Source organism: Bacteroides pyogenes, from assembly GCF_014196225.1.
GTDB lineage: Bacteria > Bacteroidota > Bacteroidia > Bacteroidales > Bacteroidaceae > Bacteroides > Bacteroides pyogenes_A.
This window is the reverse complement of record NZ_JACIDI010000013.1, coordinates 54,516-70,108: the sequence shown is the minus strand read 5'-3', so window position 1 is coordinate 70,108 and position 15,593 is coordinate 54,516. Positions and strand designations below refer to the sequence as shown.

Sequence of the window (15,593 nt, the reverse complement as noted above, 5' to 3'; positions counted from 1 at the left end):
CCGTTTTCTCCTTCTTTCTTTAAAGTGTTGAACGCTGTAAAGATAATTATTTTCTTCGTATCTGTATATGGGCGGCCGCCAAGTTTTTACCTTTCTTGCTTTTCTTTTCTGCCGATTGTTTACGATCGCTTGAATTCGGGATGTGGACGATCCGATATCCGAAGCATCCGGAATGGGAGAATCGTTGTTTCATGTTGTTTCATAAGGTGTGTCTTGTTTTAAAATAGGTTGAAGCAAAAGTTTCCCCGATGGGACACAAAAGTTTCCCGCTGGGGACACAAAAGTTTCCCCAGTGGGAAAATAAAGTTTCCATAGCGGGAAACTCTGCAACCTGTCTGTGTTTTCCCAAAAAGAAGCAGCGCGGCATATCTCGTGTGTCGATACACCCGATTGCGATATGCCGCGCTGCTTTATCTATTCTCCTATTCCCCGAAAGCGTTCCATGCGTCGGGCCATGTGTGTTGCCGGATTGCGGGAAAAAACTATCGGAGCTTCTGTTCCTGTAGTTGCCTGTGCATGGATGCAGCGGCCTTACGACCGTCTCCCATGGCGAGAATCACCGTAGCGCCCCCGCGCACGATGTCTCCTCCGGCGTAAATCATCGGAATGGACGACTCCATGTTTTCATTCACGTTTATGGTTCCTTTCCGTCCCAATTCAAGCCCCTTGATGGAGTTCGGCACGATGGGATTCGGAGAAACGCCGATGCTGACAATGGCCAAGTCGATGTCGATGGTCTCAATGGCTCCGGCGATGGGCACGGGGCTGCGGCGTCCGGAAGCATCGGGCTCGCCCAGTTCCATTTTCTGCAACACCACTTGTTTTACGCATCCTTGTTCATCGGGGATATATTCGATGGGATTGTGCAGCGTGAGGAACTCTACACCCTCTTCTTTGGCGTGCTTTACTTCCTCTATGCGTGCCGGCATTTCTTCTTCCGAACGGCGGTAGATGATGATGGCGCGTTCCGCTCCGAGTCTTTTTGCGGTTCGTACGGAGTCCATCGCCGTGTTTCCCCCGCCGATTACCGCCACATTCTTGCCGAAGGTGACGGGAGTGTCGGAGTCTTCGCTTGCGGCGTCCATGAGATTCACACGTGTCAGGTATTCGTTGGACGACATCACATTGATGGAGTTTTCGCCAGGTATGTTCATGAAATTGGGCAATCCTGCGCCTGAAGCCACGAAGAATCCCTTGAAGCCTTCTTTTTTCAGCTCCTCGATGTCGATTGTTTTTCCCACAATGCAGTCTTTCAGGAATGTGACTCCCATTCTTGCGAGGTTGTCTATCTCGACGTCGACAATCTTATTGGGCAACCGAAACTCCGGGATGCCGTATTTCAGTACGCCTCCTACTTCGTGCAACGCTTCGAATACGGTGACGTCGTATCCGTATTTGGCCATGTCGCCGGCAAAAGACAAGCCCGCCGGTCCGGAGCCGATGACGGCTATCTTGATTCTGTTTTTCTCTGCGATGGCAGGGACGGATATTTCTCCGCTTTCGCGCTCGTAATCGGCGGCAAAACGTTCGAGATATCCGATGGCTACGGGTTGTTCGTTCATCTTCAGGTGGATACATTTCGATTCGCATTGTTTCTCCTGAGGGCACACACGGCCGCATACGGCGGGAAGCGCGCTTGTTTCTTTCAGTGTTTTGGCTGCTTCCAGAAATTCGCCGCGCTCTATGTTTTTGATAAAACGGGGAATGTCGACTCCTACGGGGCATCCTTCTATGCAGCCGGGGTTGGCGCAGTCGAGGCAGCGTTTGGCTTCGGTCAGCGCTTGCTCTTCGGTGAGGCCGAGGTTTACTTCTTCCTTGCGGCTGCGCGAGCGATACTCCGGATCCAATTCGTTCATCTCCACACGGGGGATGGCAGTCCGCTCTTTGGCTTTCATCGCTTTGCGCAATTCTTGTCGCCAAGCCGCGTTTCTGCTTGTTTCGTCTTCCTCCTCGATGGCTTTGCATTTCGTTTCGGGATGCAGTTTCTGCATTTTTCTGTGTTCGATGCTTCTAAAGGCTCCCATGCGTTTCAGCATCTCATCGAAGTCTACTTGGTGTCCGTCGAACTCCGGGCCGTCTACGCAAACGAACTTTGTCTTTCCGCCCACCGTGATACGGCATGCGCCGCACATGCCCGTTCCGTCCACCATGATGGTGTTCAGCGAGACATCCGTCGGAATTTCATATTTCTTTGTCAGCAGGCAGACGAATTTCATCATGATGGCAGGACCGATGGCAAAGCATTTGTCTACTTTCTCCCGTTTGATGGCTTCTTCCACCCCTTCCGTCACCAGTCCTTTGCGTCCGTACGAGCCGTCGTCGGTCATGATAATCACTTCGTCGGAGCTGTCGCGCATTTCCTGCTCCAGAATGATCAAATCCTTGCTGCGCCCTGCCAATACCGTGATTACCCTATTGCCGGCAGCCTTCAGCGCTTGTACGATAGGAAGCATCGGAGCTACGCCGACACCGCCGCCCGCGCATACTACTGTTCCGAAATTCTCGATGTGGGTGGCTTGTCCGAGCGGACCTACCACATCGGTGATGTAATCGCCCTCATTGAGCTCGCAAAGGCGGGTGGAGGAGAGTCCTACCTCCTGTACAACCAGCGTGATGGTGCCTTTCTTTACATCGGCTTTGGCAATGGTTAAGGGCATACGTTCGCCTTTTTCGCCTACACGCACGATAACGAAATGTCCCGCTTTGCGGGATTTCGCTATTAAAGGAGCTTCAATCTCGAATTGAAACACTTTTTCAGAAAAACGTCTTTTGCTAATGATTTTATTCATTATGAATTAATTTGTTTGATTTATTACGTTTTTTTATTTCAGAATGATAAATTGTTGCAAGGATATGGAAATTTTTCGTCAAACACTTCCTTTTCTCTGATTTTATGTGTCGTCGGCAATATATAAGCTTTGTTGCAAGCATGTTTTCCTGCGCGATGTGGCGAAAGTGATTGATACACCGGCAATATATTAGGTTTGTTGGAAGTCCGTTGCCTTCCGATAGCTGCTTGCGACGGAAACATGCCGGCAAAACATTCGGTTTGCCCGGAAAGCAACGGCTTATCGCCTTCGGCCCGTGCTTTTTAATTTAGTCGATCATGTCGAATCCGCAGTAAGGAACCAGCGCTTTGGGAATCCGGATTCCTTCGGGAGTCTGGTTGTTTTCGAGCAGGGCGGCGACAATACGCGGCAAAGCCAGCGCCGAACCGTTTAGCGTATGGCAAAGTTCGGTTTTCTTTTCCGCGCTGCGATACCGGCATTTCAGGCGGTTGGCCTGATAGGTGTCGAAGTTGGATACCGAGCTTACCTCCAACCAGCGTTTCTGTGCTTCGGAATATACTTCGAAGTCGAAGCAAAGAGCGGCTGTAAAGCTCATGTCGCCTCCGCAGAGGCGAAGGATCCGGTAGGGAAGCTCCAGCTTTTGCAACAAGCCTTCCACGTGGTCGAGCATTTCCTTGTGAGATTCCCGTGAGTGTTCGGGCTTGTCTATACATACAAGCTCCACTTTTGAAAATTCGTGCAAACGGTTCAATCCGCGTACATCTTTTCCGTAAGAACCTGCTTCGCGACGGAAGCATTGCGTGTAAGCGCAGTTTTTAACCGGCAGTTGTTTTTCTTCCAGAATCACGTCGCGATAGATATTCGTTACGGGGACTTCTGCCGTTGGAATCAGGTATAAGTCGTCCGCTTCGCAGTGATACATTTGTCCTTCCTTATCGGGAAGTTGCCCCGTGCCATAGCCCGACGCGGAGTTGACAACGGTGGGAGGCATGATTTCCGTATACCCCGATTCACGTGCCTCGTCCAGAAAGAAATTGATCAGCGCGCGTTGCAGCCGGGCGCCTTTCCCTTTATACACAGGGAAGCCTGCTCCGGTGACTTTTACGCCGAGGTCGAAATCGATCAAATCGTATTTCTTTGCCAACTCCCAATGAGGGAGAGCGTCTTTCGGCAGCTCATGTTGCATACCGCCCGTCTTTTCCACTACGTTGTCGTCGGCTCCCGTTCCTTCGGGCACATCCTCATAGGGGACGTTGGGGATGGTATAGAGCAACTCCTGCATATCCGCGGCGGCCTGTGTCATGGTTGCGTCCAATCCTTTGTTAACTTCTTTCAGCTCGGCCACACGTGTCCGTGCCGCTTCGGCTTCTTCCTTTTTCCCTTCTTTCATCAATCCGCCGATGGTGCGCGACAGCGAGTTCACCTCCGCAAGATTTTTATCCAATTGATTTTGTGTGCTACGTCTTTTATCGTTGAGTGAGATTACTTCTTCGATCGTCTCTTTTGCATGTTTGAAATGTTTCTTTTCCAATCCGCGGAGCACTGCTTCCGTGTTTTCCGTAATTTGTTTGATGGTAAGCATATCGTATACTTTTTATGAACTATGTTTTGAAATGCAAAGATACTCAAAAACGATAGAAACGAGACTAAAATGAGAGATTTTAATGTGTTGATTTTGTCGTCGTCTCTTTAGTTCTGTGGTCATTGGTGTGAGTGCTGCACCGCAGGAAGCCTGTCGGGTTTTAATCAACCGGGATTGAATTCGGGATGGGATAAAAGAGAAAGTACCGTTCACAACCTATTAGGCAGGTTGTAGACGGTACTTTATTATAGTAATGAACTTATTCGTTTGGAAGTGAATGTTCAGTCCTCAACTTTTCAACTTTCAGAATATTTCATTGAAAAAGCGAAAGGAGACTTACCACCAGCAAACAAGGTAATCTTCATCAATTCCCCTAATGTACCAGTCGGCATGCTCTGTGCCGTTTGATCTAAGCCATTTAATGAAATTGGGGTAAGCTAATATCAGAGGGTTTCCTGCCCAAAGGTGACGGGTAAGGACGGGAGCCTTCATTCCCCAACTTTTATTTCCGGGAGCTTTGCCCGCATAGAAAGTAGAAGAGCTGCCTTGATTAGCCTTTTTGTAAAGATTGGCAAAAGCCGGAGTGGGTTTGTAACCTTTGCAGTGGATTTCGTATCCATTGTTAAAGCCTTTTTCCGCATACTCTTTTCGTGTGGTTATAAAGAAATTCTGAGTTTCCGTGTTTACCACTGCATTCATCATATTCGCACCTTGCGCCTCTGCCTCTCCGCAGCATAAGTTGGCGCGATTCCTGAGGGTGATTTCAAAAGTTGCTGTAATCAATCCGCCATTTACGTTGATGTGTCCGGGAGTGGTATTGTAATAAGAATAGGAAAGCTCGACGAGGTGGATTTTACCTTCTTTGAATTGTGATTTGTCAATAGGGTTATGGCGGGGATTGAATACATGTGTCTTTGTTTCGCCGCGATCATTGACATAATTGTATTTCTCCTGTGTGGCTTCGTACGAATTGAGCCAGTGAATGCCATTGATTTTAAGAATGGGGTATTCGCCGCTGATGTCGAAAGTCGGTTTTATATTTTGTTTTACCCCCTGAGGAAGCTCTCCGTGAGGGTTTTGCCAGCTGTCAAGAGTTAGATGGCTTTCAATATTCAGAATGTCGTTCGATTTCAAGCCTTCGAATGCCAGACCTACACTTTCGGGATTTACTCCACCATTGGCACGCAATTGCAACACTACTGTGATCTTTTCTTTTCCGCCCAGGGTGCTGTTGCCCTTTACACTTTCGTTGTCGGCAATACTGGCTTCGATATCATAGTCGAGCACTACGTCATTGTAATCGGAGAGTGAATGGTTTTCGCCCGGATCATTAGGCCAACTGTCGTCAAACATCACTACACCGCTGCTATGATAATGGGTGATTTCGTTGTCTGTCGACTTGGTTGATTCTACACCGGCTTCTCCTCCAATTTTTACCAGCACAACTTTACCGCTATCGGAATTGGAGTCGGAATCAGAGTTAGAGTTTGAATTGGAATTGGATTGGCTGCCTTTGTCTACGGCAATGTATATTTTCCCGGCGGCCCCGTCGATACATCTTGAGTCAAAGTATTCCGGGTTGTAGTAGCCTGTATTGAAAATCCCGCTTTGTGCGTAGAAATAATCAGAATAGGCCGTAGGAGACCAATATTTGAGGTCTGTAGGGTTAAGGGCCGTAGAAAGCGGAAGAGCGCGCACAAGATAATTCTTACGATTTTGCTGATTGCTCTTCTCGTAAATATTAACCATCGTTTTGGCAGGTGCTTGTACGTTGAGTATCACATTGGAGAAAGGAGCTGCGTCGCGTCCGTTTTCAACAGTAACCGGCTCAGGGTTAATTGCTACGGGTTGCGTCGTTAACTTCCCGTTTGCATCAGCGTATTCAATAAATACCTCTTTACAACCTACAGGCACGGCAATCTTGGATGTCTGATAGTATGCTTCACCTTTAGTAGATGGTTTGTGCTTATTCTCAAAGCTTTCTTTGGTGATAACTTCGTTAGAGCAAGACGTAAAAAAAACTGTTCCGCCTAACAAGAGTATCCCGATAATTGTCATTAACTTGTTCATATTCTTATTCTTACTTAAAAATCGCCGCAAAGGTAATTCTTTATTAATAAAAAGTAAAATTTGATTGTGTTATTTTAAAGAAATAGTGTGAAAGCTTATTTGTTTTTGTGATAATTAACTTTCCGGTGTGCCTTTTTGATAAAGTTACATCTTCTGCTTCTTGGGTTGAGGCCAATGTTTGAGTTGTTGGGGAAGTTCTTTTTGATATAAGCTTGGGCTTAATGTATGGAGAGTAAATCTGTTTTAAGGAAGGGTTATATTATGGTGTGATTTCTCATTTGTGCTTCAATGATATGTTTATTTGGTTAATGTTGTTTGGTGTATATTTTTTGGAACTTCTTTATTACTTTTGCGGTTTCATTTTTGCTTCTACCTTGGTTATTTGTATTTGATAATTTAGGAGTATTTTAGACCATGTTTGTTTTTGTAGTTGGGCCATAAATATAAAGAAAAGAAGGTAACTCAAATAGTCGAGTTACCTTCTTTTCTTTATATTCTACTGCAGTTATGATATATTTATGCCGCAGTTATGCTTCTGTCGAAGGAATTACAGAAACGTATCTCTTGTCTTCCTTACCTACCTTGAACTTTACTGTACCATCTACTAAAGCGAAAAGCGTATGATCTTTACCCATACCGATGTTGTCATCCGGATGGAATTCTGTTCCTCTTTGGCGAACGATGATGTTACCGGCTTTGCAAGCTTCGCCACCGAACATTTTAACGCCTAATCTCTTGCTGTGTGATTCGCGGCCGTTCTTAGAACTACCGACACCTTTTTTATGTGCCATTTCTTCTTACTTTTTTAAAATTGATTAAGCTACTACTTCTGTAATTGTTAACTCTGTGAACTGTTGACGGTGACCGTTCAGTTTTCTGTAACCTTTTCTTCTTTTTTTGTGGAAGACAAGCACTTTGTCGCCTTTTACCAGGCTTGAAACAACCTGACAAACAACTTTTGCGCCTTCTACTGTAGGAGCGCCTACCGTCACATTTCCGTCTTTGTCTACCAAAAGAACTTTCTCAAACTCTACCGTTGCTCCGTTCTCCGCGCCTTGGATGTGGTGAACGAACAACTTCTTTCCGGCTTCTGCTTTGAACTGCTGGCCGTTGATTTCTACAATTGCGTACATTTTTGTCTTAAATGTATTAGTTAGCTCCGGCGGGTGGTCTTTAAATCACTTAAAGAGCTCTTGAACGAACCCGTTGCGGAATAATCGGGCACAAAATTACTCTTTTTATTCCTTATCCACAAATATTTCTTTTCTTTTTTTGCTTTTAAATAAAAAGGGAAAAAAGAAAGGGGCAATAAGGGTTTCTATTTCTTCCGAAACCAGATTGCGATGACCTTGCGTTTGATAATCAGAATGTTGATGATCGATACGGTGAGAAACAGTACGATGCCTGTACTGGCGGTCAGCCACATGGAACCTTTGTGCATCTGAGGAAAAAGAGACTGAATAGAATTTATATAATATGTCCGCAGCCAAATTACAATTGCAACGGATATAATCAGCACGACAGCATTCAGCATAACGGTAAGCAGCTGGTAAGGGAGCGCTATCTTTTGGGGGCTGTATCCGATGAGCATGAGGTCTTCCAGTTTATCCGTATTCTTTTGGAGCAACAGGTAAATGCTTAGCATCAAGATGAAAAAAGAAAGCAGGCTGATTGCCAAGCCGATTGCCAGCACAATGCCCGTGACCAGTCGCAGAAAGTGTGTTGCCTTGCCTGCGTCGAGCTTCCCGTCTTCTGCTTCGTAACCGTTCTTTTTGAAGTACTCGGCAATGGCTGCATCTGCCGGGTTGTTCACTTCGATGATAAGTCGGTTGGGGCGGGGCTCTTTATCGGGAGAGAAGTTGCTGTTTGCCCAACTCATGAAAGATTGAGGAACCAAGATTGTATTCAAACGATTGGAAAAGCCGATGATGTTTCCTTTGTATTGTTCTGCTCTACCGTTTCCACGTATCGTAATATCCATTTGAATGAGACTCATCAATCCTTCCGACAGTTGAGGAAGGTTGCGGCTTTGGGCGAATCCGAAATTATACAGATTCAGGTAATTGCGTGGGATGATAATGGGAATGAGACGTGTGTCGGGATGAAACTGCCACTTGTCGAGTTTGACGTCGACAAACTCATCGGGTACTGACTCGAAAAACATATCCGTACTGATGTAAATCCCTGTCCCTTTCATACCTAACCCGGCAGATACCTGAAATTGGGAAGGGGTAAACATGCCCATTCTTTTTGTAAATGGTTGTTTCTTCAGGTTTTCTGCCTCTTGGGGAGAGAACATACTGCTTTTCCCGGCTAGCGAACCGAGTGTGCTGACTCTTTTGGTGGCTATAATGAAATCTTTCTTCATGAAACTATCTCCCTCGCTAAATACGGGAAGAACGTCTTTGTAGAATTGTACGCTGAGCAAGACGATTACCATGCCGAAAATGTTGGCCATAATAAAGCTGCCGAGCTGCCCGATGCTGATATGTTGGCGGAGTAATTTCCAGACAAGTCTGTTCATCAATTATTTATTAAATGTTTATTATATGCGGAAGTTATTCTTATCGGGAGAGGTCTTTCAAAGAAGAACTTTCTGTCCGCAAGGAAGTTCCGGATGCTTTCCTATGGATGTGATAACGATTCCCGCTTTTTGTTTGCCGGCTTCCGAAAGAATGATTTCTTTCATTATTTCACTGTTTTCATCGTCCAGATGGCTGGTTGGCTCATCCAGAAAGATAAAATCGAACGGTTGGCAGAGCGAGCGGATGAAAGCGACCCGTTGTTGCTGTCCGAACGAGAGCTTGCCGGCCTTTATATGTATCTTATCCCCTATGCGTAGAGTTTCGAATAATGACAGTATCTCCCTCTTCTTTTTCCAGCCGGTCAGCTTGTTTTTCAATTGTATGTTCTCAAAAGCGGTAAGTTCGCTGAAAAGCCTCAGGTCCTGAAAGAGCATGCTTATGGAATGCTTTCTTATATTGCACCATTGCTCCACCGTATAACTCTTGATGTTGCTTTCGTCGAAACAGATAATCCCCTGATAATCGTTCCGATAACCGTAAATGTAGCTGCACAGAGAAGATTTGCCGGTTCCGGAAGCGGCTTCTATCAAATAAGTTTCCCCTTTGCGGAACGTAAAGTTCCGATGCCAGATGTCGGAATGGATTGAATTAAGGTCGGCAAACACTTCCGGAAGTGTTTGCCTGAGGTGGATACTGTTCATCTCTTATAAATTACATGCTGGCGAATTGTTTGGCAAAGTCTACTATTTGCTTCAAAGCATTCTCGTTTTTGTTTCTCAGATGAAGGGTGATATCGGAGGTTTCTCCTTCGAGAGAGACCGAGAGATGCGAAGTTCGGGTGAGTAAACCGGATAGCATTTGGGTCTCTTTGCTGTTGAAGCTGATTATCATTTTAACCAAAGGAAGGTCTGCTATTGCCTCTGCGTTAATTGCCATGTATAGAGGATTGCCTTTCATTTCAGACGCGTAAACGGCATCTTTGACGGTTTTCTCAGCAGCTTTACCTATTCTTTTATATAGCATCTCGTCGTTGGTTGCATACATTTGTTTGTCTTTCACACCGAAAAAGATATTCATGTTTTTCGACTTATATACATATTCGTTTTTCCCCAGTTGCAGAATATCGCTCCCTTTTTTCAGATTCATTTTTTGTTTGTTTGCATATAACCTCTGAACGGCATCGTTGTCACTTACTTCCGCATAAGCCATAAAGGCGGGCGCATTCTCCATGGTGACATTGATCAGCCCGGCGGTAAAATCACCGTTGAACGAGTCGAGTATTACTTTTATTTCTTCTGCTTCTGCTAATGGTAAATTCTTGGTGAAATCTTGGTGATATTTTAGCAGCTCGTATAGCTGGCCTTCTTTTACCCCCAAGGTAACGAACATCAAAGTGGAAGCCGGAAAATATTTATTGAAAACTCCTTTCGGCTTAATAAATGTATTGTTGTACTTTTTTATGAATCTTTGTATGCTGTCGTTTTCGGTGTAGTTTTCTGTTTTAAGACTGATTCTCCCTTTTTCGAAATTCAGTCCGCTTATCACTGTTATTTCTTTCGGATCAATGCCGCTGGGGGGGCCAAGATAAAAAAACTCTTTCTTCTTTACAGGAAGAGCTTCCAAGGAAGCCATGAGCTTGATATCTTCTTTCCGCTCCGAAGTTTTCCGGAAAGCTTCCGATTGGTGAATGCTTTGTTCTGCAGACTGCTTTAATAAAGCTGCAAGTCTTTTCTGAACACTTTCCGTTTGCGATGGATTTCGACCAAGCGCCATCATTACTGCGGAATTGTTGAAAACCATCAGCCCCTTTTTGAAGGTCGTAAAGCAGTATCCGTCTGTTTCGGAAACCGGTTGGCATATATTTTCTTTCTCCATATATTCCAACGACTTGTGGAGTTTGTCTTCATTGCTGATTTCGGCCAGAAGTACAGTCTCATTGAAGGTTGGAGACTTGAATATATAGACCGGAGATTTTATATTGATCCCCGATTCTTGCGGATTCTTTATGATCTTCTCCATATGTTGAAAAGCTGAGGCATCAAGTCCGCTCTTCAAAGATTCTACTATTTTTTGTCTGACGGATTCGTTTTCTTTACTGTCTATTTCGGTTTTGTCGATCAAAGACTTCAGGTCGATGGAAACCACGAAGGAAGCGTCCGCTGGTATTGCATTAGTGTATTCCGCTTTTTTATTAGAGCAGGCTGTAAAGAATAGAGTCAGGATGGCCAATGCTGAGAATTTTGCAATCATTTTCTTTTTCATACCGTATGTTTTTATAAGGTTTTATATCGCATTTATTGGTTCAGCAGATTCAGTGTGTGGCAAGCTACCAATGCGGCCGTTTCCGTCCTGAGCCTCGATCTTCCCAAACTAACGGGAATGAATCCGTTATTTATGGCTTTTTCCACCTCTTCTTCACTGAAATCTCCTTCGGGTCCGATTAAGACTATGGCGTCTTCGCCGGGTTTCAAGATATGTTTCAGCTGAGGTTTTGCACCTTCGTAGCAATGGGCGATAAACTTCTGTCCTTTAAAATCCTGTGCGATGAATTTGTCGAATTCCATCATCTCGTTGAGTTTTGGGAAGTATGCTTTGAGCGATTGTTTCATCGCCGACACCAGAATCTTTTCAATGCGTTCGGTTTTAATGACTTTCCGTTCCGAGAAACGGCAGCAGAGAAAGGAAAGTTGGTCTATTCCTATTTCTGTCGCCTTTTCGGCAAACCATTCGTTCCGGTCCATGTTTTTGGTCGGTGCCATAGCGATATGGATACGACAGGGGCGGAGAGGGGGCTGCGGGATGGATTCTTTTACCGTTACCAGGCAACGTTTATGACTCGTTGCCGAGATTTCTGCTTTATAGAAACAGCCTTTCCCGTCGGTAAGGGTGACTTCGTCTCCGGTACTCAGCCGTAATACGCGGATACAATGTTGCGCTTCTTCCTCCGGCAATTCGTTGTTGTGTGATATGTCAGGGGTATAAAATAGGTGCATGGTTATTGGTTTTGATTTCTTAAGCGGATCTGGTCGCGTAATTTGGCGGCCAATTCGTAGTCCTCACTTTTTATAGCTCGCTCCAACGCGTCTTGAAGTGCTTCAATACTCTCTTCCTGAGCCTCTTTTCCTTCATTATCCCCTTTTTCTTGACGTTCTTTCTCTTCTTCCGGCATGTGCAGGCACTCTTTTTCAAGTATTGATTCATAGATGAGAATGGGGGCGCCGGCACGTACGGCCAGAGCTATTGCATCTGAGGTTCGCGCATCCATGCGGATAATTTCGTTCTCTTTTTTTAAGTATATGTAAGAATAGAAAATGCCTTCTTCAGCCCTGTAAATAAGAACACGGAGCAAATTGGCTCCAAGTATGTTGATGGTAGCCGTGAACAAGTCATGTGTCAGTGGACGAGGAGTTTGAAGACCTTTCAAGTATAAAGCAGTCGCCTGGGCCTCGGCCGGGCCTATGATGATAGGTAGCTGCCTATCTCCGTTTACTTCCCCCAGAAGCATGGCAAATGCACCTATCTGGGCTTGGCTGTTGGTGATGCTTATTACTTGCAATTCAATCTTGTTCTCCATTTTCTATTTGTTTATTGACTGTTTTCCGGTTGATGTTTGTATCTGAATATGATTGCAAACAGGATAGCCACTGCCAATGCGTATCCGGCAAAAACGAACCATGCAGACGCCCAGCCTTCCGTTTGGGGAGCCGTGCTGTTAAAGTCGACAAAACGGTTTACAACAACTTGAGCTCCCAAAGTCCCGATTGTGGCTCCGAAACCGTTGGTCATGATGACAAATAGGCCTTGTGCGCTGGAACGGATGCTGATGTCTGTTTCTCTATCAACAAATAGGGAGCCTGAAATGTTGAAAAAATCAAACGCTACTCCGTATACAAGCATGGAAAGAATAAACATCCATACTCCACTTCCGGGGTTGCCGAAGCCGAATAAGGCGAACCGCAATACCCACGCCAGCATGGCTATCAGCATTACTCTCTTGATTCCGAATTTACTCAGAAAGAAAGGAATGAGCAGAATACACAATGTCTCGGACACTTGCGAGAGCGAAATAAGAATATTGGCGTGCTGTACTCCGAATGTGTCTGCATATTCGGGGATGGAACCGAAACTGCTGATGTATGGGTTGGCAAATCCGTTGGTAATCTGCAGCGATACTCCCAAAAGCATGGAGAAAATAAAGAAAATAGCCATCTTCTTGCTTTTGAACAAAGTGAAGGCACGTAAGCCCAAGGCTTCGACCAGCGATTTGCTTTGATTGTCGTGGCTGACAGGGCAATGAGGCAATGTCAATGCATATATGCCATAAATCAAACCGATGACGGCGCATGCATAAAACTGTCCGTAACTGGTTTGTAAGCCGAGAAGGTCGATAGCCCACATAGAGCAGATGAAGCCGATGGTTCCGAATATGCGGATTGGCGGAAAGTGCTTGATGGTATCCAGCCCAGCCTGATCGAGCGCCGTATAGGCCACCGAATTCGAGAGTGCGAGAGTAGGCATATAAAAAGCGACACTTAATGAATATAAGCTAAATAAAACCGGGAAACTGACTTGGGGTTCGGCGGTCATACCATAATACCCTGCAAATGCCATGAAGAGTGCTGCCAGAAAATGACTGATGCTTAGCAGCTTTTGTGCGGGTATCCATCGGTCGGCAATGATTCCTAATATGGCGGGCATGAATAAAGATACAATTCCCTGCATAGCATAGAAGAGACCGATGTTTTCTCCCATTCCGATGTTTGCCAGATAGCTTCCCATGGAAGTCAGATAAGAACCCCATACCGCAAATTGCAGGAAGTTCATAATGATCAAACGAACTTTGATACTCATAGTTTTCTTATTTGTGTTTCTCTATTTAGTGAATTAATGAGATGCAAATATAATATATTCATTCATTGGGTAGGCAAATAATCGGGAAAAAGCTTGTAAAGAGGTGCTCTTCTTTATGCTTTTTCTGATAAATCCGTATTATATTTAAGAATAAAATCATGTCGGGCTTGTCGGCAATGGAGATTTATGATGAAAGAGCTTTGTATTTTGTAGTAACTGCGTTTGTTAAAATTGAGATAATATTGGGCATCTCCGGTTTTCGTCTTCCGAAGAATTACTCTGAGCGGGGAATGGGTCTGAAAAGAGTTGTATCGGCAAAAGCTGTTTGCCTGAGAATAAAAAATGCGCTTGCCTAAAAAATATCTGCTTTTTCTAAACGCGAAAGTTTTTTAGGTAAGAGATATAATATATAGGAGGTTATATATAAGAATAGGTATATAAAAAAAGAAGGCTATCTATCCCAGACAGCCAATCTTTATTAACCTTAAATCTAATACCATGAAAAACACAGTGCAAATATAAGCGTTTTATGTTTTACAACATGAATAATTGCGTAAAAAGCACTATTTATTAACTTTAAATAACAATTTAATACTATTATTCCACATATAATACCAGTCCTTTCAAGTATTCTCCTTCAGGATGGTATATGTTTACCGGGTGGTCGGCAGGCTGTGTCAGCTGGTGCAGAATGCGGACACTGCGGCCCGACATGGCTGCCGCAGTAAATACGGCTGTGCGGAAATTGTCTTTCGTGACCACCTGCGAGCAGGAAAACGTAAACAAGATGCCGCCCGGCTTGATTTTCTCGAAAGCTTTGGCGTTTAATTTGCGATAGCCTTGCAGTGCGTTGCGCAAAGCGTCTTTATGTTTGGCGAAAGCGGGAGGGTCGAGTACGATCAAATCATATTGGTCGCCTATCCGGTCGAGGAACTTGAACGCGTCTTCTGCAAAAGACGCATGGCGAGAATCGCCGGGAAAATTCAATTCCACATTCTTGTTCGTCAAATCGATTGCTTTGGCCGAGCTGTCCACCGAGTGCACCAGTTTGGCGCCTCCCCGCATGGCATAGAATGAGAATCCGCCGGTATAGCAGAACATGTTCAATACCGAACGGTTCTTGGCATAGCGTTCCAACAGCGAGCGGTTCTCCCGTTGGTCGACAAAGAATCCCGTTTTTTGCCCCTTCAGCCAGTCTACATGAAACCTGAGTCCGTATTCTTGCGCGATATTGTCGTGGCTTCCTCCTTTCAGGAATCCGTTTTCGGGGAAAAGGTCGGCTTTGAAAGGCAACGTCGTTTCCGATTTGTAATAGATGTTCTCGATTTTATCGCCCATTACTTCCGAAAGAGCTTCGGCAATAGCCATGCGGTCTGCATGCATTCCTGCGGAGTGAGCCTGCATGACGGCGGTTTTTGCGTAGATATCGATTATCAATCCCGGCAGATTGTCGCCTTCGCCATGCACGAGCCGATATGTGTCGTTCTCCGGATTGGTGGCTATGCCGATACTGCAGCGCATGTTGTAAGCTATTTCCAGCTTCCGTCTCCAGAATTCCCGGTTCACCGGCTCTTGCCGGAACGAAAGCACACGTACGGCAATGCTGCCGATCTGGAAGTGACCTTCGGCTATAAATTCCTTTTTCGAAGTATATACTTCTACTAATTCGCCTTCTTCGGGTTCTCCGTCGATGCGGGAGATCGCGCCGGAGAATATCCAAGGGTGAAACCTTTTGAGCGACTCTTCTTTACCTGGCTTGAGGTATATTTTATACAT

Annotated in this window: 12 protein-coding genes; all 12 read right to left on the bottom strand. The window is 45.2% G+C overall.

The genetic code is table 11. The features are described 5' to 3' along the window. Window positions 1-482: 482 nt before the first annotated feature. Entirely contained in the window at window positions 483-2,789 is a 2,307-nt protein-coding gene (locus GGR07_RS09610; protein WP_034543373.1) for a bifunctional dihydroorotate dehydrogenase B NAD binding subunit/NADPH-dependent glutamate synthase, read from the bottom strand. A gap of 307 nt (window positions 2,790-3,096) precedes the next feature. Further along, window positions 3,097-4,371: a serine--tRNA ligase gene (serS, locus tag GGR07_RS09605; protein ID WP_122056517.1), complete on the bottom strand. Its 1,275-nt coding sequence runs from the start codon at window positions 4,369-4,371 to the stop codon at window positions 3,097-3,099. 336 nt (window positions 4,372-4,707) lie between these two features. Then, complete coding sequence (locus GGR07_RS09600) at window positions 4,708-6,441, bottom strand: DUF4842 domain-containing protein (protein WP_021646570.1); 1,734 nt, start codon at window positions 6,439-6,441, stop codon at window positions 4,708-4,710. 527 nt (window positions 6,442-6,968) lie between these two features. Continuing rightward, on the bottom strand, window positions 6,969-7,232 hold the full coding sequence (gene rpmA, locus GGR07_RS09595) for a 50S ribosomal protein L27 (protein ID WP_034543375.1): 264 nt from the start codon (window positions 7,230-7,232) through the stop codon (window positions 6,969-6,971). A gap of 24 nt (window positions 7,233-7,256) precedes the next feature. Further along, a complete protein-coding gene (gene rplU, locus GGR07_RS09590; protein WP_021646573.1) occupies window positions 7,257-7,574 on the bottom strand; it encodes a 50S ribosomal protein L21 in 318 nt (105 codons plus the stop codon). 185 nt (window positions 7,575-7,759) lie between these two features. Then, window positions 7,760-8,965, bottom strand: a complete 1,206-nt coding sequence (locus GGR07_RS09585) for a hypothetical protein (RefSeq protein ID WP_021646575.1) — start codon at window positions 8,963-8,965, stop codon at window positions 7,760-7,762. A gap of 57 nt (window positions 8,966-9,022) precedes the next feature. Continuing rightward, window positions 9,023-9,667, bottom strand: coding sequence for an ATP-binding cassette domain-containing protein (locus GGR07_RS09580; RefSeq protein WP_021646576.1), 645 nt, complete (start codon window positions 9,665-9,667; stop codon window positions 9,023-9,025). Window positions 9,668-9,677: 10 nt separating this feature from the next. Continuing rightward, a complete protein-coding gene (locus GGR07_RS09575) occupies window positions 9,678-11,228 on the bottom strand; it encodes a DUF4836 family protein (RefSeq protein WP_021646577.1) in 1,551 nt (516 codons plus the stop codon). 32 nt (window positions 11,229-11,260) lie between these two features. Beyond that, the gene (locus GGR07_RS09570; RefSeq protein ID WP_021646578.1) at window positions 11,261-11,959 is read right to left on the bottom strand and encodes a 16S rRNA (uracil(1498)-N(3))-methyltransferase; all 699 of its coding nucleotides are present in this window, start codon (window positions 11,957-11,959) and stop codon (window positions 11,261-11,263) included. Between the two features lie 2 nt (window positions 11,960-11,961). Next, window positions 11,962-12,540, bottom strand: coding sequence for a bifunctional nuclease family protein (locus GGR07_RS09565; protein WP_021646579.1), 579 nt, complete (start codon window positions 12,538-12,540; stop codon window positions 11,962-11,964). A gap of 11 nt (window positions 12,541-12,551) precedes the next feature. Further along, window positions 12,552-13,817, bottom strand: coding sequence for a nucleoside permease (locus GGR07_RS09560; protein WP_021646580.1), 1,266 nt, complete (start codon window positions 13,815-13,817; stop codon window positions 12,552-12,554). 597 nt (window positions 13,818-14,414) lie between these two features. Then, a complete protein-coding gene (locus tag GGR07_RS09555; protein ID WP_021646582.1) occupies window positions 14,415-15,593 on the bottom strand; it encodes a class I SAM-dependent rRNA methyltransferase in 1,179 nt (392 codons plus the stop codon).